Origin of the sequence: Variovorax sp. R-27, from assembly GCF_049913215.1 — a bacterium.
GTDB lineage: Bacteria > Pseudomonadota > Gammaproteobacteria > Burkholderiales > Burkholderiaceae_C > Variovorax.
Genome location: NZ_CP183984.1, coordinates 5,348,216 through 5,367,774, shown reverse-complemented (window position 1 = coordinate 5,367,774; position 19,559 = coordinate 5,348,216). Strand labels below are relative to the sequence as shown.

Below are 19,559 nucleotides of genomic sequence, written 5' to 3'. Positions count from 1 at the left end.
GTCGTGAGGCCATTCCACTTAAGAAACACTTGGAAATTATTATTTCTAAATAAATCTTAAAAGGAGGGCGGGTATTTGCAACTAGCCATGTCGCATTTTGGAGTCATTGTGTCAAATTGATTTGTATTTTAAATCGAGCGTTATCGATGAATAGTAATATGAAAATACTAGTGAATTAAATGAATATCACAGTTGTTTTATTTTTTCAATGTAGTTATTTTTCTGAATCACTATTTTGATATCGGTGGCGACAAAAAAGTGATGCCTCTTATTGGTGCGTATTTGATTTTGTTGAAGTTTTTTCTTAATTTCAGGTTTCTTGGGAATAGTCATTCAGCCGGGCCTACCTCCTAGAATCGGGCAGTAGCGCTCGAACAATGGCGCGCGAATCAGGGAGTTCCAGATGGCCAACCGTTCCTATCTCTACAGCGTCAGCAATCGGCCCGGCGCATATGCCGACCGCCCGGAAACAATTTCGGGCCTGTCCGAATGGCCGTACGACGTGCCGTTCATGTACCGGCTTCTCATGTCGGGCGATCCGCAGCTGTGCGCCTCGCTGGTGTCGGATGGCTTCGATGACGACGAGCCGGAGCACAAGGTCAGGCTCCATGCGATCAGCAGCATCTTCGATCCGGGCTTCGAGCGCGTGCGGCGCTTCATCGACATCGTGCGGTCTCTCCTCGCGGCGCAAGCATCGGCACCCGAGCCGCAACCTGCCGTTTCAGCGCAGCCGGTGTCTTTCCTCGGGCGTCTCAAGCGGCTGGTTTCGCCACAGACGGAAACGGCCCCCGCTGAGCCAGCGAGTGCGTCCACGGCGCTGGTGCATCTGCCCATCTGGCTCGACGAGACGATCGCCTTCCTCGAAGCCCATCGTGACCGCTACCTGCTGCTGGAGACGATCGAGCTCGACACCATGTCCGAATCAGATGAGGCGGCGCTGCGAGCCTGCGTGGAACAGGAGATCGCGCGGTGCCTGCGCGTGGGCGCCGCCATCGATGCCCTGCCGGCCGACATCGCCGAGGCAGGGCGGCAGCTGAAACAGGCGACCATGCAGAAGCGCGCCGCCCCGCTCGACGCCTTTTTCGGGCTGCGGCTGGACGATGACTGCGACAGCACCCGCACCGGCGCCACGGAGCATCCGCTCGGTCTGCAATGGTCCGAGGTGCTGTATTTCGGCCTGTGGAACCGGGCCGAATTCGAGGCGGAGCGCGGCCAATCAGCCAGTCAGTAGTCAGCTACCTGCTGACCGGCGCGTCACCATGCCCTGGAATTCCCCGAAGGACGCAAGCAGCGGCGTTGCCTTCCGGCACAGGATCTGCACGTCTTGCGATTGAGTTCGCTCAAGACAGAGGGCCACGACGTGCGCGTTGTCTGGCTGAAGCTGCCAGAACTGCCAGCGTGCTGCGGAATCTTCGAGGCCGTCCTCGAAGTCGATTGCCACGCGATTGGTGTCGTCGAAGCTGAAGGAAAACCGGTCCAGCGGCAGAGACAGCCCCATTCCGCGCGCCTTGATATAGCTTTCCTTGAGCGTCCAGAGATCCCAGAAGCGTGAAGGCTGAAGCCCGGCCGGAAGCTGCTGCAGCTCTTTCGCCTCCCTGGCGGAGAAGAAGTTCTCCGCAATCTCCAGCGGGGCGGCCCTTGCCGTGTGCTCGACGTCCACGCCCACTTCGCGCTCCACCGTCAGCGCCGCCACGATGAGCGAGGCGCTGTGCGAAATATTGAAGCGAAGGCGCTGTGCCTGCGGCAGTGCGTTGGCGATCCGCGGGCGCCCATAGGCGTTGTTCTCGAACTCCCAGTCCTGCGGGGCGATTGGTGCATAGCAGGAGAGAAGCGAGCGGATCAGCCCCCGCGTCATGAGATAGCGGCGCCGGTCACGGGCGAAGTGAAAGCGCCCGTGCCTTTCGCGCTCTTCGGGCGCCAGCAGGGCCATGCCCTTTTCTTCGCAGGTGGCGTCGTCGTCCTGTTCGGGGACGTACAGGTGCCACAGGTGAACCTGGTGCGAGTCGATCTGCAGTTGTTGCATCCGCAATTCTTGCTCGGGTGGCGCGATCTTCCATGACGCCAGCGCTCTTATTTTCCGGCCTTCAGTTCGGCTTAAGGTTGCCGGCTGATACTCGGGTGGACGGTCTGCTGGCGTTGGTAGAGGTCGCTCAGGCACCCGCCCATTGGTGGCGGTTCCTCGAGGCTGGCGATCGTCACATTTTCAAACGGCCTGCGGAGAACTATTCTTCGATACGCCATGACCCAAGACCCCGTCGACTTCAATCTCCCTGAAGGCTGGACGTGCCGGCTGGACCTCAAAAAGACCCTGGAAGGCACCTATGCCGGCAAGGCCGAACTCCGGCAGGGACGGGTGCAGCGCTGCGTGTTCGTGCTGACGCAACAGCCCTCGCGCGAAGCAGCGCTCGAGCGGGTCCGCTCCCGCGCCCGGTATTTCGTCGACGAATGGACGACCCGGCGCCGCCGCGGGAGCGATTCCCAGGCCTGACAGGCTCCTACGCCCGTGCCTGGGAGATTTCCCCCAGCCAGATCGGCTCGTTCGACGTGTCCGGAAATCCCGAGTCGTCCACGGTGCCTGCAATCGGCGAGCCCGGCACATGGCGAAGCTCGTAGCCCCGTCCGTACACCGAGTGCAGCATGAACTCGCTGTCCTTGTGCAGCGACAGCTTGCGACGGATGTTCGCCACGCAGCAGTCGAGCACCCGGCTCCTGCGCTCGACCTGCGAGTCCATCCACAGCGAGCCCAGCAGCCAGTCGCGCTCCAGCAGCCGGCCGGTATTGCGAAACAGCAGCAGCGCCAGCTCGAATTCGCGCGGCTTCAGGCGGATGTCCTGCCCCTTGTGCACCACCACCTTGCGGCTGCCGATGAACTGGTAGTCGCCGAACAGCGCATTCACCGATGGCGGATGCAGCAGCGTCTCGTTGCGCCGCAGCGCTTCGCGCACGCGCAACTCCACCTCGAAGTCGTCGACCGGCAGCACCGCGAAATCGATGCTCGCGCCCTGCGCTTCGGGCTCCGCCGCCAGCAGCACCTCGGCCAGCAGCTCGCGCTGCAGCGCATTGGCGACCAGGAAGATCGGCAGGCGCAGCGCCTTGCACATCGACGTCAGCACCGGCCACGCGCCCTCGTCCTTCAGCACCACCAGCAACAGGTCGAAGTGGCTCCCTTGCGTGCCGCGCGTTACCGCGCGCAGAAAGTCGTCGCTGCTGTCGAAGGGAACCGGCGCGCAGCCCATCAGGCTCAGCCGTTGTCCCCATGCCTGCGCCTGGGCCTCGTCGCAACCCACCATGGCCACCTGGCGCGAGCCGCCGTGAGCGTCGTTGTTCATGATGTCGAGGGGTTCCGTGTGTTGGTGATGGTGAGGGTGGAAGGGCTGCTTCAGCGGTCGCCCGCGCGCGGCAGCTTCCAGCCGATGCCGGCGTTGAAGCCCCAGTCCCGGCCTGCGTTGGCGATGGCCATGCCCCAGGCCATCTGCCCGTCGTCCGAAAGGGTCTTGAAGCCGAGGCTCGCCGCCGTGTAGCCCTTGTAGGTGCCGACGGCCAAGCCCACCGTCTTCTCGCCGGGGTAGAGCGTGGGCACGTACGCAGCCGTCATGGCCACGGCCATCGCCGTGCCCGAGTACGCGATGCGTTCCACGTCGCGCAGGGCAGCGGGCACCTGTTGCAGCTGGCCGAGGTTGACCGCGTCGCCCGGCAGGACGCCCGGCGCCACGTTGGTGACAAGCACACCGTCCGCCGCGCTCGCCACGCCATGCAGGGCGGTGGCGCACAGCCACAGCATGACCAGCAGCCCGGCCCGCACGGCGATCAACCCGCCGCGAGGCGGTTGCCGCTGCCCGCCTGTGTCTTGCGCACGCCGTCCGGTCCGTAGAACAGCTGCGCGCTGGCCTGCAGGAAGTGCAGGGCCTGTTGCGTGAAATCGAGATGCGCGTAGACCATCGAGCCGTTGCGCAGGTTGTGGCCTCTTGCCTGCCCGGCAAGCTCCAGCAGTGCAGCCCAGGCTTGCGCCACGTCCGCGCCGCCGGCTGCTGCGGCAGCATCGGCACCCACGCGGCCAGGCTCGAAGCCCAGCGCCGCCTGCATGGCTTCGCGCTGCGTGTCCAGTTCGGCCATGCGATCGAGCAACACGGTCTTCTGGCCGGCAATGGCGGCCAGGTCGGTGAACGCGCCGTCCGACATCGCCTGGGCCTCGCGGTCCAGCACCGACAGGAATTCCTCGATGCAGGCAGTCTCGGTGCGCAGGTGGGTCAGCAGGGTGGGTTTCATTCGTTGCCGCCCTTGCCGCTGTTCGGGTCGAGCTTGGGGTCGAGCAGGTCTCGCACGCTCGCCAGCAGGCCGTCGGCAATGCGCTCGGGGCGGATCTGGTAGCGCCCGGCGCGGATGTCCTCGCGGATCGCCGCCACGCGGGCCGCGTCGAAATCGCTGGCAGTGCCCGCGGCGCTGGGCAGCGAATGAACGTGCGCGGAAGCCGGCGCCGCCTCCTTGGGGCGCTGGGCGGCATCAGCGCCGGTCACCGTAGCCGCGCCCGGCGCGGGCGTTGGGCGATGAGGGGGCGTGGCCGAAGGGGCGGGTTGATCGATTTTCAAGGTGATTCCTCAGGGGCTGACCCGTATATCGGCAGCTTGGGCAAGAACTTTAGGCAGGGCGTGCACGAAGCTGCTTACTGGGCGAGCTGGATCTGTCCCTCTTCGTCCGCCACGCCGCTGACCAGCCGCCCGTCGCGGGTCTTGGCCTGCACCACGGCACCGACGACGGCCCCGGTCATGGCCTTGCCCTCGGTGCTGACGACGAAGCCCTGGCCCTGCGCCACGACCTTCACCGCCTGCCCCTGCTGGATGACGGTAACGCCGCGTACCAGCTCCTTGCGCAGCGGCGCGCCCGGCGCCACCCGGTTGACCGTCACCACGCCGGCCAGCTCGGCCGCGCTGGTGATGACCGAGCGCGGCAGCCGCGTGAGGTCGCCGGTGCGCTCGGTAACGTCGCCCGCGCCCAGCGGGCGGCCCGAATCGATGGCGCGCGCGGCCACGAAATAGCTGCCTTCCACCGCGACGTGTGCCTGCACGTAGCGCGTCCACGGCCGCTCCGCCTGGCAGCGAACGCCCACCGACACGCGCCCCCAGGGCGTCGCGCCCGGCGGCAGAAAGGCTTCGGGCGCATCGCAGGCGGGCAGGTTGGAGGTGCTGCGTGCGTCGATGTTGATCGTCACCTTGCCTGGCAAACCCGCCGTCTGCACCTGCAGGTATTTCTCGATGACCGTATTGACATCGGCGGCATTGGCATTGGCATCGGCAGCGGCGGCGAACGCGGACGCCGTGCACACCATGGCCACCAGTGCCGGCAGGCTGCGGTTGCGAAGCTTGAAGAGGGTCATCGGGTGTGTCGGAAAAGAGGGCCTGGATTGCGGCGCGCCACGGCAAGAGGGCGCATGCCGCCGCCCGGAAATTCTAGAAATCCGCCCGCCGATCGAAGGTGCGAGCAGCAGGCGAAAACCCCCTTTGTTCGGGCGATTGCAAACGCGATGCATGCATAGACTCGCTTTCCATCTGTCGCTGCGCTTGCGCATTGGCGACGCCTCAACGGATGGAAAAAAGATGATCGACAAGCTGGATGCGGCGCTTCGTTTCAACCGCGAAGCCCTCAACCTCCGCGCCGAGCGCCAGGAAGTGCTCGCGGCCAATATCGCCCATGCAGACACGCCCAACTACAAGGCGCGCGACTTCGACTTCGGCTCGCGCCTGAGCGAAGCCGTCGAGCGCGGCCGCGCGTCGGCGCAGTCGGTGTCGCTGGCCACTACCTCGTCGCGCCACCTTGCAGGGCAGGCGCAAGCCGCGTCCGACAAAGACCTGCTCTACCGCGTGCCCAACCAGTCGAGCCTCGACGGCAACACCGTCGAGATGGACGTCGAGCGCATCGCCTTTGCCGACAACGCGCTGCGCTACGAATCCAACCTCACCGTCATCAATTCGAAGATCAAGTCGCTGCTCTCGGCGATCCAGCAGTAACAAGAAAGAAGAGCGGCCGCCACCATGCCCTTCAACAGCACTTCCATGAACATCTTCAACGTGGCGGGCTCCGCCATGACCGCGCAATCGCAGCGCATGAATGTGACCGCCAGCAACATGGCCAACGCCGAGAGCGTGGCCGGCCCCGACGGCATGCCCTATCGCGCGAAGCAGGTGGTGTTCCAGGTCGAGCCGTCGGCATACGGCGCCGGGGACATCGGCGGCGTCAAGGTCGCGGGCGTCATCGAAGACCAGTCGCCGCCGCGGCTCGTGTTCGATCCGAAGAGCCCGCACGCCAACGCCGAAGGCTACGTGGCGATGCCCAACGTCAACGTGGTCGAGGAGATGACCAACATGATTTCCGCCTCGCGCAGCTACCAGGCCAACGTCGAGGTGCTCAACACGGCCAAGACGCTGATGGTCAAGACGCTGTCCATCGGCCAGTAAACCCATCGCCAGATTCATCAGATCCACCAGAACAGAACAGGCACCACGCCATGGCCATCTCCGACACCTCGTCCATCACCGGTCAGAACGCCACTTCAGCGGCGACCAGCAGCAACGTCTCGAACGAAGACAGCGAGCAGCGCTTTCTCAAGCTGCTCGTCACGCAGCTGAACAACCAGGACCCGCTCAACCCGATGCAGAACGCCGAGCTCACCTCGCAGCTCGCGCAGATGAGCACCGTGAGCGGCATCGAGAAGCTCAACAGCACGCTCTCCGGCCTGGTGAACCAGACCAGCTCCAACCAGCTGCTGCAGGCCACCTCGCTGATTGGCTACAACGTGCTGTCGCCGGGCGACACGCTCACCACCAAGGCTCCCGAAGAGGGCAAGGAACCTGCCTCGCAGGCCTTTGCCGTGGAGCTGCCCGGCACTGCCTCCGACGTCGACATCAAGATCGTCGACGGCACCGGCAAGGTTGTTCGCACCATCAGCGCCGGCTCCATGACCGAAGGCGTCAACGCCGTCACATGGGACGGCAAGGACGACACGGGCGCCGTGGTGCCCGCGGGCGCCTACCGCTTCACCGTCGACGCCACCAACGGCAGCGCGACCGTGAAGGCCACCTCGCTCACCTTCTCGCAGGTGGCCGCGGTCAAGCAGGGCACCAACGGGGTCTCGCTCGAACTGATGACGGGCAACAACATCAGCCTGTCCGACGTGCGGCTGTTCCTCTGAGCTTTTTTCTCAAAACGCATTCAACGCAGCATCGAACCAAGGAACCAACATGGCTTTTTCCCAGGGCATCAGCGGACTCGGCGTGGCCGCAGCCAACCTCGACGTCATCGGCAACAACATCGCCAACTCGGGCACCGTCGGCTTCAAGTCGGCCGCCGCCACCTTCCAGGACGTGTACGCGGGCTCGCGCGTCGGCCTGGGCGCATCGGTGTCGGGCGTGACGCAGAACTTCACGCAGGGCGTGACGCAGTCGAGCAGCCGCCCGCTGGACGTGGCCATTCTCAACGGCGACGGCTTCTTCCGCCTGAGCAGCCCCAGCGGTGAAGTCATGTACTCGCGCAACGGCCAGTTCACGCGCGACAAGGACGGCTACATCGTCAACGCATCGGGCCTGCGCCTCACCGGCTTCGGCGTGAACGCCAGCGGCGGCATCAGCGGCGGCACGCCGGCGGCCATCCAGATCCCGACCGCGGCCATGACGCCCAAGGCCACGACCGGCATCAACGCCGAGTTCAACCTCGACGCGCGCCTCACCACGCCCACCAAGACGCCCTTCAACGCGGCCGATTCCGACACCTTCAACTACTCGAACGCCGTCGGTCCCATCTACGACTCGCTGGGCAACCCTCACGACGTGTCCGTGTACTTCGTGAAGAGCGCCACCCCCGCCAACACCTGGAGCGTGTACGGCACCTCCGACGGCGCGGCGCTCAACGCCGGCGCAGCGCTCACCACGCTGACCTTCGACTCCGCCGGCAAGATGACCGCGCCGGCCAACGGCCAGCTGAACATCGGCCCGATCACCTTCACCAACGGCGCCGCGGCGCTGAGCGCCACGGTCGACCTCTCGGGCACCACGCAGTTCGGCGCGGCCAACGCCATGAGCAAGCTCGCGCAGGACGGCTACCGCTCGGGCGAACTCACCTCGTTCTCGATCAACGCCGACGGCACCATCACCGGCAAGTTCTCCAACGAACAGACCAAGTTGCTGGGCCAGATCGTGCTGTCGTCGTTCGCCAACCCGAACGGCCTGGAGCCCAAGGGCGACAACGTGTGGGCTGAAACGCAGGCCTCGGGCAACGCGCTCACCGGCACCCCGGGCGAAGGCACCAAGCTCGGCGCGCTGCAGTCGGGCGCGCTCGAGTCGTCCAACGTCGACCTCACCTCCGAACTGGTCAACCTGATCGTCGCGCAGCGCAACTACCAGGCCAATGCGCAGACCGTGAAGACGCAGGACCAGGTCATGCAGACGCTGATGAACATCCGCTGACGCGGCAACAGCAACGCAGAACGACTGACACCAGGAGCACCCAGTGGATCGAATGTTGTATGTCGCCATGAGCGGCGCCAAGCAGGTCATGGAACAGCAGGCCTCGGTTGCCAACAACATGGCGAACGTTTCCACGCCGGGCTTTCGCGCGCAGATTGCCAACTTCCGCGCGGTGCCCGTGGTCGGGCAGGAGGCGCCCACGCGCGCCTTCGTGGCGGCCACCACGCCCGGCGCCGACTTCACCCACGGCCCGCTGACCGAAACCGGCCGCGAGCTCGACGTGGCCGTGAGCGGCGAGGGCTGGCTGGTGGTGCAGACGGCCGATGGCGGCGAGGCCTACACCCGGGTGGGCAACCTGCAGATCAGTGCCGACGGCCAGCTCACCACCATGGGCGGGCGCCCGGTGGTCGGCGACAACGGCGCGCTGACCGTTCCGCCCGGCTCCAGCGTGAGCATTGCCACCAACGGGCTGGTGGGTTCGCGCGACGCATCTTCAACCACGCTCACGGGCATTGCCGAAGTCGGCCGCCTCAAGCTGGTCAACCCGCCGGTCGCCGATCTCGAACGCGGCGACGACGGCCTGTTCCGCATGCGCGCCGGCCAGCCGCCCGCCGAGGCCGACGAGGCCGTCACGCTCGTTACCGGCGTGGTCGAGGGCAGCAACGTCAACCCGGTCGAGGCCATGGTGGCAATGATCGCCAACGCGCGCAGCTTCGAGATGCAGATGAAGTCGCTGCAGACCGCCGACACCAACGCGCAGGCCGCCAACAAGCTGCTGGCCTACGGCTGATTCGCTGATCCGTAGCAGCGCGCCCCGCAACACACCCGCAGGATTCTTCAAAAAATGATTCGCTCCCTCTACATCGCCAAGACCGGCCTCGACGCGCAGCAGACGCAGCTCGACGTGGTTTCCAACAACCTCGCCAACGTCGGCACCACCGGCTTCAAGCGCAGCCGCGCCGTGTTCGAAGACCTGGTCTACCAGAACCTGCGCCAGGTCGGCGGCCAGTCGTCCGACCAGACCCGCTTGCCTTCGGGCCTGCAGGTCGGCACCGGCGTGCACGTGGTCGCCACCGAGCGCATCCACTCGCAAGGCAACCTCACCAAGACCGACAAGCCCACCGACGTGGCCATCAACGGCAGCGGCTTCTTCCAGGTGCTGATGCCCGACGGCACCACCTCGTACACGCGCGACGGCTCGTTCCAGACCGACCGCGACGGCCAGCTCGTTACCGCCAGCGGCTTTCCCGTGCAGCCGGCCATCACCATTCCGGCCAACGCCACCAGCATCACGGTGGGCCGCGACGGCATCGTCTCGGTGGTGCAGGCGGGCAGCACGAACACCGTGCAGGTCGGCCAGCTTCAGCTTGCGACTTTCGTGAACCCGACGGGCCTGCAGAGCAAGGGCGAGAACCTGTATGCCGAGACCGACGCTTCCGGTGCGCCCAACCAGGTGAACCCCGGCATCGACGGCGCGGGCGTGCTGAGCCAGGGCTACGTCGAAGCCTCGAACGTGAACGTGGTGGAAGAGCTGGTCAACATGATTGCGACGCAGCGTTCGTACGAAATCAACAGCAAGGCGGTCCAGACTTCGGACCAGATGCTGCAGCGCCTGGCCCAGCTGTGATGTCGCGGGGTGTGCGTCTTCTTCGTGGGAGTGGCGCGGCCGCGAGAGCGCTGCTGCTTCTTGCCGCCGCGGTGCTGGCCACGGGCTGCGCGCAGATTCCGCGCGAGCCGCTGGTGCATCAGCCGATGACGGCGCGCGCCGACAACTACGCGGCAATGCAGCCGCGCCGCGCGCCCGGCGCGATCTTCCAGGATGGCCCTGGCGCCAATGCGCTGTTCGAAGACCGCCGCCCGCGCAACGTCGGCGACATCCTGACCATCGTCATCAGCGAGAAGGTCAACGCCACCAAGAATTCCGGCGCCAACGCCAGCCGCACGGGCAGCACGACCGGCGTGTTCTCCGCCATTCCCAAGCTCATCGGCGGCCTGCTCGACGGGCAGGGCACGAATCTCTCGGGCACCAACAAGCTCGACGCCAAGGGCGGGGCCAACGCCAACAACACCTTCAACGGCGTGATCACGGTCACGGTGACGGACGTGATGGGCAACGGCAACCTGCTGGTGAGTGGCGAGAAGCAGATGGGCATCAACCAGGGCACCGAGTACATCCGCTTCTCGGGCGTGGTGAACCCGCGCACCGTGTCGGGCAACAACACCGTGCCTTCGACGCTGGTGGCCGATGCGCGCATCGAGTACTCGGCCAAGGGCTACATCGACGAGGCGCAGACCATGGGATGGATGCAGCGCATCTTCCTCAACGTCATGCCATTTTGAATATGAAAAACCCCCAGGCTTCGCGCACTTCGTGTCGCTACTCCCCCCCCCTTGCAGGGGGCAATGCCTGCGGCCCGGCGAAGCCGGTTCCGCGGCATTCCACGAATTTTTCGGCTCGCTTGCGCATCGCGGCGTTGGCCGTGTTGGGTGCTTTGTTTTTTGCGCCTGTGCATGCGGAGCGGCTCAAGGAGCTCGCCAGCATTCAGGGGGTGCGGGACAACCCGTTGATCGGGTACGGGCTGATGGTGGGTCTGGACGGCACCGGCGACCAGACTATGCAGACGCCGTTCACCACGCAGAGCCTGAACAACATGCTGCAGCAGCTGGGCATCACGATTCCGCAGGGCGTGAACATGCAGCTGAAGAACGTGGCGGCGGTGATGGTGACGGCTACGCTGCCTTCGTTCGCGCGGCCGGGGCAGAACATCGACGTGACTGTGTCTTCGATGGGCAATGCGAAGAGCCTGCGTGGGGGCACGCTGCTGATGACGCCGCTGAAGGGCGTCGATGGGGCGACCTATGCAGTGGCGCAGGGGAACATGGTGGTCGGCGGCGCGGGTGCCGCGGCCAACGGGAGCAAGGTGCAGGTCAACCAGCTGAGCTCGGGTCGCATTCCGGCTGGCGCGCTGGTGGAGCGCACTGTGGAAGCGCCTGTTGGTGCTGAAGGCACGTTCTCGATCGAGCTCAACCGGTCGGACTTCGGCACCACGCAGCGTGCGGTCGATGCAATCAACCGGCAGTTCGGCTCGGGCACGGCCGAGGCGGTCGATGCACGGTCGATTCGCGTGCGTGCGCCGGAGCCGCAGCAGCGCGTGGGTTTTCTCGCGCGACTCGAAGATATTGAAGTGACGCCCACGCAGGCTGGGGCACGGGTGGTGGTCAATGCGCGCACCGGGTCGGTGGTAATGAACCAGGCCGTTCGCGTGAAGGACTGTGCCGTTGCGCATGGCAACCTGTCGGTGGTCATCAACACCGAGCCAGTCATCAGCCAGCCGGGAGCGCTTTCGGGCGGCAGCACGGTGGTGGCGCAGACATCGCAGATCTCGGTGAACCAGGGCGGCGGCGCGATCCAGATGGTGCGCGGCGGTGCTTCGCTGTCGGACGTGGTCAAGGGCCTCAACAGCCTGGGCGCGAATCCGCAGGACCTGGTGTCCATCCTCCAGGCCATGAAGTCGGCCGGCGCACTGAGCGCCGAGCTGGAAATCATCTGAGCTCGATGCGATGACGCTACCGGCCACTACCGACCGCAGCGGCGCGCTCGACCAGCGCTTCGCGCTCGACGTGCAGGGCGTCGATGCCCTGCGACGCACCGTGCGCACCTCGCCGGAAGAAGGCCTGCAGCAGGTCTCGCGGCAGTTCGAGGCGCTGTTCATGAACATGGTGCTCAAGAGCATGCGCGAGGCAACGCCCTCCAGTGGGTTGTTCGAGAGCCAGGACCAGAAGGTGTATCTCTCGATGTTCGACCAGCAGCTCACGCAGAACCTTTCGGGGCGCGGCGTGGGGCTGGCCGAGGCCATGCTCGCGCAGCTGCGGCGCAGCATGCCGTCGGGGCCGCCTGATGCGGATGCCGACGCCGAGATCGGCACCAAGCCCATGTCGCTCGAACCGCGCGGCGGCTTGCCGTACGGTCCGCGCGCGGGCATTCCCATTGGCTCGGCACCGACCGCCCGCGTGGGGGCCGACCTGAGCGTCTATCAATTCAACAGCGAGCGCCGCGCACCCGGTGCTGGCAGTACGAATGCCTCGCTGCAAGGGCAGGTCGATGATTTCGTGGGCCGCATGGGTGCGTCTGCGCAGGCTGCCAGCACGGCCAGCGGTGTGCCCGCGCCGCTGATCCTTGCGCAGGCCGCGCTCGAATCCGGCTGGGGCAAGCGGGAGATTCGCGCCGACGACGGCACGCAGAGCTTCAACCTGTTCGGCATCAAGGCCGACCGCAGCTGGAAGGGCGCAACGGTCGAAACCACCACCACCGAATACGTCGACGGCGAGCCGCAGAAGGTGCGCGCCAAGTTCCGCGCCTACGCCTCGTACGAAGAAGCCTTCACCGACTACGCGCGCTTCATCACCCGCAACCCGCGCTACGCGAACGTGCTGGCCACCGACGACCCGACCGAGGCCGCGCACGGCCTGCAGCGCGCGGGCTACGCCACCGATCCGCGCTACGGCGAGAAGCTCGTTCGCATCATGCAGAAATTCGGGTGAGCCGCGCTCGCGCACACCACATCAAGGAAACCCCATGGCAAAGACCCAAGAAACCGCAGCAGGCAGCCGCCTGGAGGTCGTGACCTTCAAGCTGGGCGAAGAGGAATACGGCATAGACATCCAGAAGGTGCAGGAGCTGCGCGGCTACGACGCGGTGACGCGCATTGCCAATGCACCGGAGTACATCAAGGGCGTGGTCAACCTGCGCGGGATCATTGTTCCGATCATCGACATGCGCATCAAGTTCAAGCTGGGCGACCCGACGTACGACCAGTTCACGGTGGTGATCGTGCTGAACATCGCAGGTCGCGTGGTGGGCATGGTGGTGGACAGCGTGTCGGACGTGATCACGCTGACGGGCGATCAGATCAAGCCTGCGCCGGAGATGGGCTCGGTGCTGGACGCCGACTACCTGATCGGGCTGGGCACGCTGGAAGAGCGGATGCTGATCCTGGTGGACATCGACCGGCTGATGTCCAGCGACGAGATGGGTCTCGTCGAAAAGATCGCCGCCTGAAGGCCGGGCGCACACGTCAACGCCAATCAGAACAACGACACACAGAGGTTCCGCGAGGAGACGCACATGAAAGACTGGAAGATCGGACGGCGCCTGGGTGCCGGCTTTGCACTGGTGCTGGCGCTGGTGGTCATCACCGCGGCCATCGGCGTGCTGCGCCTGCAGGGCGTGGGCGATGCGACGGAGGCCATGGCCGGACAGTCGCTGACAAAGGAACGGCTGGCGGCCGCCTGGCAGCTGGGCACCAACACCAACAGCGTGCGCACCTTCTCCCTGCTCAAGAGCGACGACGTGGCCGTGCAGGAGTATCTGCAGAAGAACATCACGGCCACCAGCGCTGTCATCACCGAAACACAAAAGAAGCTCGAGGCCATGCTGGTCTCGCCAGAAGAGCTGGCGCTGAGCGCCGACATCAAGAAGAAGCGCGGCGAATACGTCGAGCTGCGCAACCAGATCCTCAAGCTCAAGGCCGACGGCCGCAAGGAAGAGGCCACGAAGCTGACCGACACGCAACTGCTGCCCGCGCTCGACGGCTACGACGCGAGCATCCGCGCCATGGTGGGCCATCAGCAGAAGGAGATCGACAGGACCGCTGCCGGCATCGGCGCGCAGTACCGGTCGGGCCGGGCCTGGCTCGTCGGGCTGGCTGCTTTCGCGGTCGTTGCCGGATCGGTGATCGCGTGGCTGCTGACGCGCAGCATCGTGCAGCCCATCGCCGAGGCACTGCTGATCGCCGAGACCGTGGCCTCCGGCGACCTGAGCCAGGAATTCGAGACCGAGCGCGGAGGTGACTTCGGCCGGCTGCTGCGCGGCATGGGCGAGATGGAAGACACGCTCACCGATCTGGTGACGCGCATCAAGGCTTCGACCGATTCGATCGCGGTGGCCTCGCGGCAGATTGCGGCCGGCAACCAGGACTTGTCGTCGCGCACCGAGCAGCAGGCCAGCTCGCTGGAGCAGACGGCGGCTTCGATGGAAGAGCTGACTTCGACGGTGAAGCAGAACGCCGACAACGCACGTCAGGCGAACCAGTTGGCCGTCTCGGCCTCCGAGGTCGCGGTGAAGGGCGGCAGCGTTGTCTCGCAAGTGGTCGACACCATGAGCTCGATCAATGCATCGTCAAAAAAGATCGTCGACATCATTGGCGTGATCGACGGCATCGCGTTCCAGACCAACATCCTCGCGCTGAACGCGGCGGTCGAAGCCGCCCGTGCCGGCGAGCAGGGCAAGGGTTTTGCCGTTGTCGCGTCGGAAGTGCGCAACCTGGCGCAGCGCTCGGCAGCGGCGGCCAAGGAAATCAAGACGCTCATTGGCGACTCGGTCGAAAAAGTCGAGGCCGGCAGCAAGCAGGTTGGTGAAGCCGGCCGCACGATGCAGGAAATTGTGGGCAGCGTGCGCCGCGTGACCGACATCATGGGCGAGATCACCGCCGCCAGCCAGGAACAAACATCAGGCATCGAGCAGATCAACCAGGCCATCACGCAGATGGACCAGGTCACGCAGCAGAACGCCGCGCTGGTCGAAGAAGCCTCGGCCGCTGCCCATTCGCTGCAGGAGCAGGCCGACAACCTCGTGCGCGCCGTCAGCACCTTCAAGCTCGACGCCGACGTCGAAGAAGTAGAGACGGCCTGAAGCACCCATGCGCACACGTCTCAGCCCCAGGCTTGCCCTGCGCCTCGGCGTGGGCTTCGCCATTCTGTTGCTCTTGCTGGCCGTCGCGCTGAGCCTCGGCTTCAAGGCCGGCGCCGGCTACGAATGGGCGCGCCTGACGGTGTGTGCATTGGGCGTGGCTGCATTGCTCACCGCCGGTGTCGTCGCGTGGCTCGTCACGAGTTCGGTCACCCGTTCGACCCACGACGCCGCGAAGGTCTCCGACCGGCTCGACAGGGTCTTCCAGCACGTCAATGCCCAGGATTCCTGAAAACAAGCTCTCCACCCCATGAACTCATTCATCAATCTCAAGATCGGTACCCGTCTCGGCGCGGGCTTTGCCACCGTACTCCTGCTGCTGGCCGGCATTGCCGGCCTCGGCCTCAGCGCGATGTCGAACATCCAGTTGCGGCTGGACGGCATCGTCAACGGCAACAACGTCAAGGTGGCCTCGGTCAACAAGATGCTGGACGCGGTCCGCGACATCGCCATCCTCGATGGCAACCTGATCCTGCTGACCGACACCGACGCCATGCGCGAAGAGTCGAAGAAGGTTGCCGCCGCGCGCGACCGCTTCACCGAAAACCGCGCCGTGCTGGCGAAGCTGCTGGCCACTTCCGATGGCAAGGCGCTGCTCGCGCGCATCGACGAGAAGGTGGCCGTGCTCGTGCCGCTGAGCGCTCAACTGTCCGAATTCGCGTTGCAGAACAGGAACGACGAGGCAACTGCAATCTTCATCTCGAAGTTCCAGCCGGCCACGCGGGCGCTGCTCGAGGAGCTCGACGCCATGAGCCAACGCCAGGGCAAGCTGTCGCAGGAGGCCGAGGAAGAGGCCCACGCCGGCTACGTATGGTCGCGCAACCTGATGCTGGCACTGGGCGCCCTCGCGGTCCTGGCTGGTGCGGCCATTGCATGGCTCATCACGCGCTCGATCACCCGGCCCATCGGCGAGGCCGTGCAGGTGGCCGAGAAGGTGGCGGCGGGCGACATCAGCTCGCGCATCGAGGTGCAGTCGAAGGACGAGACCGGCCGGCTGATGCTCGCGCTCAAGGAAATGAACGAGAGCCTGGTGAAGATTGTCAGTGAAGTGCGCACGGGCACCGAGACGATTGCGACGGCTTCGAACCAGATCGCCTCGGGCAATCAGGACCTGTCTTCGCGCACGGAAGAGCAGGCGAGTTCGCTGGAGCAGACGGCTGCTTCGATGGAAGAGCTGACCTCGACGGTGAAGCAGAACGCCGACAACGCGCGGCAGGCGAACCAGCTTGCGGTCTCGGCCTCGGAGGTTGCGGTGAAGGGCGGCAGTGTCGTCTCGCAAGTGGTCGACACCATGGGCTCGATCAATACGTCGTCGAAAAAGATCGTCGACATCATCGGCGTGATCGACGGCATTGCGTTCCAGACGAACATCCTCGCACTCAACGCCGCGGTCGAAGCTGCCCGCGCGGGCGAGCAAGGCAGGGGCTTTGCGGTGGTGGCTTCAGAAGTTCGCAGCCTCGCGCAGCGCTCGGCAGCCGCCGCCAAGGAAATCAAGACGCTCATCGGCGACTCGGTCGAGAAGGTCGAAGAAGGCAGCAAGCAGGTTGCAGAAGCCGGCCGCACGATGGACGAAATCGTCGGCAGCGTGAAGCGCGTGACGGACATCATGGGCGAGATCACTGCCGCAAGTCAGGAACAAACCTCCGGTATCGAGCAGATCAACCAGGCCATCACGCAGATGGACCAGGTCACGCAGCAGAACGCCGCGCTGGTTGAAGAAGCTTCGGCCGCAGCCCAGTCGCTGCAGGAACAAGCCAGCAGCCTCGTGCGCGCTGTGAGCGTCTTCAAGCTCGACGTCAACGCCGTCGCCACCACGCGGCCCAGCTTCACGCGCATCACGCCGATTCCGAAGCCTGCCAAGCCGGCACCGAAGCGCCCCGCCAAGGCCTTGCCCACTCGACGCGAGCCTTCTGGCGCTCCGCAACTCGCCATGGCCGGCAACGCCAAGGGCGACTGGACCGAGTTTTGAGAAAAAAGGACTCAAGTTCAGCGATCCGATGCCGATAACAGGATGAACCCGTTCCCTGTTATCGAAGGAAGAGAGCAATGAGTCTGAACAAGGCAAGAGATCCACTGCAGAAAGCCGCCTCGGCTTCGCCAGCGTCCACCGGCGTGAACCGCCTGGAGGTCGTGACCTTCAAGCTGGGCGAAGAGGAATACGGCATAGACATCCAGAAGGTGCAGGAGCTGCGCGGCTACGACGCGGTGACGCGCATTGCAAATGCACCGGAGTACATCAAGGGAGTGGTGAACCTGCGCGGGATCATCGTTCCGATCATCGACATGCGCATCAAGTTCAAGCTGGGCGACCCGACGTACGACCAGTTCACGGTGGTGATCGTGCTGAACATCGCAGGGCGCGTGGTGGGCATGGTGGTGGACAGCGTGTCTGACGTGATCACGCTGACGGGCGAGCAGATCAAGCCTGCGCCGGAGATGGGCTCGGTGCTGGACGCCGACTACCTGATCGGGCTGGGCACGCTGGAAGAGCGGATGCTGATCCTGGTGGACATCGACCGGCTGATGTCCAGCGAAGAAATGGGGCTCGTCGAAGCCGCCGCCACTGCCTGACACCGGCGCCATGGCCACGTGGCCAGGCTCGGCCCCACACATTCACCTTTCAAGGCCTGCACCATGAAATTTCTCTCGAACCTCCGCATCGGCAACCGACTGGCCATGGCTTTCGCCATCGTGCTGGGCCTGACCGTGATCTCGACCGCGATCGCCCTGGTTTCCTCGCGCAACAACGCGGAAGCCACCCGGGTCATGATGCAGAGCCCGCTCGCGAAGGAGCGGCTCATCTCCGACTGGTACGTGCTTACCTACTCGGCCATCGCCCGCACCTCGATGATCGCGCGCACGACCGACGAGACCCTGCCGGTCGTTTTTGCCGACGTGATCTCCGACAGCGTGAAGAAGGGCAGCGAGACCATTGCCAAGGTCGAGAAACTGCTGGTGACCGAGGAGGAGAAGGCCGTCCTGAAGTCCATTCTCGATTTGCGCGCGAAATACCAGACTGCCAAGGACGACGTAGGCAAGGCCAAGGCCAGCGGCAATGCGGTGGACACCGCACGCGCCTTCAAGGAGTCGTTCCAGCCGGCCGCCAAGGCCTATGAAACCCGTGTGCTCGACCTGCTGTCGATGGAGCGCCAGGCCATCGACGACATGAGCCAGGCCATCGACGCGGCGAACACGCGCAGCTTCAACCTGCAACTGCTGCTGACGGTGCTGACGGTGGTCAGCGGCGGCATCTTCGCGTTCTTCATCTCGCGCAGCATCGTGCGCCCGCTGGCGCAAGCCGTGCAGGTGGCCGAGACGGTCGCTGCCGGAGACCTGAGCATGCACATCGAAGTGGAAAGCCGCGACGAAGCAGGGCAGCTGATGCAGGCGCTGAAGAACATGAACGCCAACCTGGCGAAGGTGGTGGGCGAAGTGCGCACGGGCACGGAGACGATCGCCACTGCTTCGGGGCAGATTGCTTCGGGCAATCAGGATCTATCTTCGCGCACGGAAGAGCAGGCAAGCTCGTTGGAGCAGACGGCTGCTTCGATGGAGGAGCTGACCAGCACCGTCAAGCAGAACGCGGACAACGCGCGGCAGGCGAACCAGCTTGCGGTCTCTGCTTCGGAAGTCGCAGTGAAGGGCGGCAGCGTTGTCTCGCAAGTGGTCGACACGATGGGTTCGATCAATGCGTCGTCCAAGAAGATCGTCGACATCATTGGCGTGATTGACGGCATTGCCTTCCAGACCAACATCCTGGCGCTGAACGCGGCGGTTGAAGCTGCACGTGCAGGTGAGCAAGGCCGTGGCTTTGCTGTCGTCGCCTCTGAAGTTCGCAGCCTCGCTCAGCGCTCGGCAGCGGCGGCCAAGGAAATCAAGACTCTCATCGGGGATTCGGTCGAAAAGGTCGAAGAGGGCAGCAAGCAGGTCGAGGAAGCCGGCCGCACGATGGACGAAATCGTGGGCAGCGTGAAGCGCGTGACGGACATCATGGGCGAGATCACCGCCGCGAGCCAGGAGCAAACGTCGGGCATCGAACAGATCAATCAGGCCATCACGCAGATGGACCAGGTCACGCAGCAGAACGCCGCACTGGTCGAAGAGGCTTCGGCAGCCGCTCAATCGCTGCAGGAGCAGGCCGGCGCCCTCGTGCAGGCCGTCAGCATCTTCAAGCTCGACGAAGGCCGCCAAGCCGCGTCTCGCACGCAGGCCAGAACGCAGCCGGCCAAGCACGTCGGGTCGTCGTTGCCTGCGACACCGCAGCTTGCGGTGGCCGGTGCCGGTGACTGGCGCGAGTTCTGAACCATAGGCTCTCGGTAGTTATGAAAACCGCGAACCCCGCGAGGCGCGATCCCGCC

At 64.9% G+C, this 19,559-nt stretch carries 23 protein-coding genes; 17 read left to right on the top strand and 6 right to left on the bottom strand.

Annotated elements, in window-relative coordinates:
• The first annotated feature begins 403 nt into the window (after positions 1-403).
• Positions 404-1,231, top strand: coding sequence for a hypothetical protein (locus ACN9MV_RS25095; RefSeq protein ID WP_426389995.1), 828 nt, complete (start codon positions 404-406; stop codon positions 1,229-1,231).
• Here the strand turns inward: ACN9MV_RS25095 and ACN9MV_RS25090 are convergent, their stop codons facing one another.
• Positions 1,232-2,023 carry a 4'-phosphopantetheinyl transferase family protein gene (locus ACN9MV_RS25090; RefSeq protein WP_426389993.1) on the bottom strand — a complete coding sequence of 264 codons (792 nt, stop codon included), beginning with the start codon at positions 2,021-2,023 and terminating at the stop codon, positions 1,232-1,234.
• Positions 2,024-2,239: 216 nt separating this feature from the next.
• Here ACN9MV_RS25090 and ACN9MV_RS25085 point away from each other — a divergent pair, with 216 nt between their 5' ends.
• The gene (locus tag ACN9MV_RS25085) at positions 2,240-2,488 is read left to right on the top strand and encodes a hypothetical protein (protein WP_093057956.1); all 249 of its coding nucleotides are present in this window, start codon (positions 2,240-2,242) and stop codon (positions 2,486-2,488) included.
• A gap of 7 nt (positions 2,489-2,495) precedes the next feature.
• Here ACN9MV_RS25085 and ACN9MV_RS25080 read toward each other — a convergent pair whose 3' ends face one another.
• The 5 genes from ACN9MV_RS25080 to flgA all read right to left on the bottom strand — a co-directional run bounded on the left by ACN9MV_RS25080 (position 2,496) and on the right by flgA (position 5,371).
• Positions 2,496-3,329: a winged helix-turn-helix domain-containing protein gene (locus ACN9MV_RS25080; RefSeq protein ID WP_426389990.1), complete on the bottom strand. Its 834-nt coding sequence runs from the start codon at positions 3,327-3,329 to the stop codon at positions 2,496-2,498.
• 50 nt (positions 3,330-3,379) lie between these two features.
• Positions 3,380-3,802: a YadA-like family protein gene (locus ACN9MV_RS25075; protein WP_354337740.1), complete on the bottom strand. Its 423-nt coding sequence runs from the start codon at positions 3,800-3,802 to the stop codon at positions 3,380-3,382.
• 5 nt (positions 3,803-3,807) lie between these two features.
• Positions 3,808-4,266: a flagella synthesis protein FlgN gene (locus ACN9MV_RS25070; protein WP_426389988.1), complete on the bottom strand. Its 459-nt coding sequence runs from the start codon at positions 4,264-4,266 to the stop codon at positions 3,808-3,810.
• Complete coding sequence (flgM, locus tag ACN9MV_RS25065) at positions 4,263-4,586, bottom strand: flagellar biosynthesis anti-sigma factor FlgM (RefSeq protein ID WP_093077323.1); 324 nt, start codon at positions 4,584-4,586, stop codon at positions 4,263-4,265. Before flgM ends, ACN9MV_RS25070 begins: the two co-directional genes overlap by 4 nt.
• A 74-nt stretch (positions 4,587-4,660) precedes the next feature.
• Complete coding sequence (gene flgA / locus ACN9MV_RS25060; RefSeq protein ID WP_426389986.1) at positions 4,661-5,371, bottom strand: flagellar basal body P-ring formation chaperone FlgA; 711 nt, start codon at positions 5,369-5,371, stop codon at positions 4,661-4,663.
• 220 nt (positions 5,372-5,591) lie between these two features.
• On the opposite strand from flgA, the gene flgB reads away from it, so the two are divergent.
• The 15 genes from flgB to ACN9MV_RS24985 all read left to right on the top strand — a co-directional run bounded on the left by flgB (position 5,592) and on the right by ACN9MV_RS24985 (position 19,503).
• Positions 5,592-6,002 carry a flagellar basal body rod protein FlgB gene (flgB, locus tag ACN9MV_RS25055; protein WP_093057952.1) on the top strand — a complete coding sequence of 137 codons (411 nt, stop codon included), beginning with the start codon at positions 5,592-5,594 and terminating at the stop codon, positions 6,000-6,002.
• Between the two features lie 24 nt (positions 6,003-6,026).
• Positions 6,027-6,449: a flagellar basal body rod protein FlgC gene (flgC, locus tag ACN9MV_RS25050; RefSeq protein ID WP_093057951.1), complete on the top strand. Its 423-nt coding sequence runs from the start codon at positions 6,027-6,029 to the stop codon at positions 6,447-6,449.
• A 50-nt stretch (positions 6,450-6,499) separates the two neighbouring features.
• The gene (locus ACN9MV_RS25045; protein ID WP_093178605.1) at positions 6,500-7,183 is read left to right on the top strand and encodes a flagellar hook assembly protein FlgD; all 684 of its coding nucleotides are present in this window, start codon (positions 6,500-6,502) and stop codon (positions 7,181-7,183) included.
• 49 nt (positions 7,184-7,232) lie between these two features.
• Complete coding sequence (gene flgE / locus ACN9MV_RS25040) at positions 7,233-8,453, top strand: flagellar hook protein FlgE (RefSeq protein WP_093057949.1); 1,221 nt, start codon at positions 7,233-7,235, stop codon at positions 8,451-8,453.
• 43 nt (positions 8,454-8,496) lie between these two features.
• Positions 8,497-9,243 (top strand): flagellar basal-body rod protein FlgF, encoded by a 747-nt coding sequence (gene flgF / locus ACN9MV_RS25035; RefSeq protein WP_093057948.1) that lies wholly within the window; start codon positions 8,497-8,499, stop codon positions 9,241-9,243.
• A 54-nt stretch (positions 9,244-9,297) separates the two neighbouring features.
• Entirely contained in the window at positions 9,298-10,080 is a 783-nt protein-coding gene (flgG, locus tag ACN9MV_RS25030; RefSeq protein WP_093077317.1) for a flagellar basal-body rod protein FlgG, read from the top strand.
• Positions 10,080-10,793 (top strand): flagellar basal body L-ring protein FlgH, encoded by a 714-nt coding sequence (locus ACN9MV_RS25025; RefSeq protein ID WP_426389982.1) that lies wholly within the window; start codon positions 10,080-10,082, stop codon positions 10,791-10,793. Before flgG ends, ACN9MV_RS25025 begins: the two co-directional genes overlap by 1 nt.
• A 119-nt stretch (positions 10,794-10,912) precedes the next feature.
• A complete protein-coding gene (locus tag ACN9MV_RS25020) occupies positions 10,913-12,004 on the top strand; it encodes a flagellar basal body P-ring protein FlgI (RefSeq protein WP_093178601.1) in 1,092 nt (363 codons plus the stop codon).
• Positions 12,005-12,014: 10 nt separating this feature from the next.
• Positions 12,015-12,995 carry a flagellar assembly peptidoglycan hydrolase FlgJ gene (gene flgJ, locus ACN9MV_RS25015; protein WP_426389979.1) on the top strand — a complete coding sequence of 327 codons (981 nt, stop codon included), beginning with the start codon at positions 12,015-12,017 and terminating at the stop codon, positions 12,993-12,995.
• A gap of 34 nt (positions 12,996-13,029) precedes the next feature.
• A complete protein-coding gene (locus tag ACN9MV_RS25010) occupies positions 13,030-13,512 on the top strand; it encodes a chemotaxis protein CheW (RefSeq protein WP_093057944.1) in 483 nt (160 codons plus the stop codon).
• Positions 13,513-13,578: 66 nt separating this feature from the next.
• Positions 13,579-15,144, top strand: coding sequence for a methyl-accepting chemotaxis protein (locus ACN9MV_RS25005; RefSeq protein ID WP_426389977.1), 1,566 nt, complete (start codon positions 13,579-13,581; stop codon positions 15,142-15,144).
• Positions 15,145-15,151: 7 nt separating this feature from the next.
• Positions 15,152-15,433, top strand: a complete 282-nt coding sequence (locus ACN9MV_RS25000) for a hypothetical protein (protein WP_093057943.1) — start codon at positions 15,152-15,154, stop codon at positions 15,431-15,433.
• Positions 15,434-15,451: 18 nt separating this feature from the next.
• Positions 15,452-17,170, top strand: coding sequence for a methyl-accepting chemotaxis protein (locus ACN9MV_RS24995; RefSeq protein WP_093057942.1), 1,719 nt, complete (start codon positions 15,452-15,454; stop codon positions 17,168-17,170).
• 77 nt (positions 17,171-17,247) lie between these two features.
• A complete protein-coding gene (locus ACN9MV_RS24990) occupies positions 17,248-17,772 on the top strand; it encodes a chemotaxis protein CheW (protein WP_093178595.1) in 525 nt (174 codons plus the stop codon).
• A gap of 63 nt (positions 17,773-17,835) precedes the next feature.
• The gene (locus ACN9MV_RS24985; protein WP_426389974.1) at positions 17,836-19,503 is read left to right on the top strand and encodes a methyl-accepting chemotaxis protein; all 1,668 of its coding nucleotides are present in this window, start codon (positions 17,836-17,838) and stop codon (positions 19,501-19,503) included.
• Positions 19,504-19,559: the final 56 nt, after the last annotated feature.

Coding starts and splice junctions, on each gene's coding strand:
- ACN9MV_RS25095 (WP_426389995.1), top strand. CDS start 404: ATGGCCAACCGTTCCTATCTCTACAGCGTCAGCAATCGGCCCGGCGCA.
- ACN9MV_RS25090 (WP_426389993.1), bottom strand. CDS start 2,023: ATGCAACAACTGCAGATCGACTCGCACCAGGTTCACCTGTGGCACCTG.
- ACN9MV_RS25085 (WP_093057956.1), top strand. CDS start 2,240: ATGACCCAAGACCCCGTCGACTTCAATCTCCCTGAAGGCTGGACGTGC.
- ACN9MV_RS25080 (WP_426389990.1), bottom strand. CDS start 3,329: ATGAACAACGACGCTCACGGCGGCTCGCGCCAGGTGGCCATGGTGGGT.
- ACN9MV_RS25070 (WP_426389988.1), bottom strand. CDS start 4,266: ATGAAACCCACCCTGCTGACCCACCTGCGCACCGAGACTGCCTGCATC.
- flgA (WP_426389986.1), bottom strand. CDS start 5,371: ATGACCCTCTTCAAGCTTCGCAACCGCAGCCTGCCGGCACTGGTGGCC.
- flgB (WP_093057952.1), top strand. CDS start 5,592: ATGATCGACAAGCTGGATGCGGCGCTTCGTTTCAACCGCGAAGCCCTC.
- flgC (WP_093057951.1), top strand. CDS start 6,027: ATGCCCTTCAACAGCACTTCCATGAACATCTTCAACGTGGCGGGCTCC.
- ACN9MV_RS25045 (WP_093178605.1), top strand. CDS start 6,500: ATGGCCATCTCCGACACCTCGTCCATCACCGGTCAGAACGCCACTTCA.
- flgE (WP_093057949.1), top strand. CDS start 7,233: ATGGCTTTTTCCCAGGGCATCAGCGGACTCGGCGTGGCCGCAGCCAAC.
- flgG (WP_093077317.1), top strand. CDS start 9,298: ATGATTCGCTCCCTCTACATCGCCAAGACCGGCCTCGACGCGCAGCAG.
- ACN9MV_RS25025 (WP_426389982.1), top strand. CDS start 10,080: ATGTCGCGGGGTGTGCGTCTTCTTCGTGGGAGTGGCGCGGCCGCGAGA.
- flgJ (WP_426389979.1), top strand. CDS start 12,015: ATGACGCTACCGGCCACTACCGACCGCAGCGGCGCGCTCGACCAGCGC.
- ACN9MV_RS25010 (WP_093057944.1), top strand. CDS start 13,030: ATGGCAAAGACCCAAGAAACCGCAGCAGGCAGCCGCCTGGAGGTCGTG.
- ACN9MV_RS25005 (WP_426389977.1), top strand. CDS start 13,579: ATGAAAGACTGGAAGATCGGACGGCGCCTGGGTGCCGGCTTTGCACTG.
- ACN9MV_RS25000 (WP_093057943.1), top strand. CDS start 15,152: ATGCGCACACGTCTCAGCCCCAGGCTTGCCCTGCGCCTCGGCGTGGGC.
- ACN9MV_RS24995 (WP_093057942.1), top strand. CDS start 15,452: ATGAACTCATTCATCAATCTCAAGATCGGTACCCGTCTCGGCGCGGGC.
- ACN9MV_RS24990 (WP_093178595.1), top strand. CDS start 17,248: ATGAGTCTGAACAAGGCAAGAGATCCACTGCAGAAAGCCGCCTCGGCT.
- ACN9MV_RS24985 (WP_426389974.1), top strand. CDS start 17,836: ATGAAATTTCTCTCGAACCTCCGCATCGGCAACCGACTGGCCATGGCT.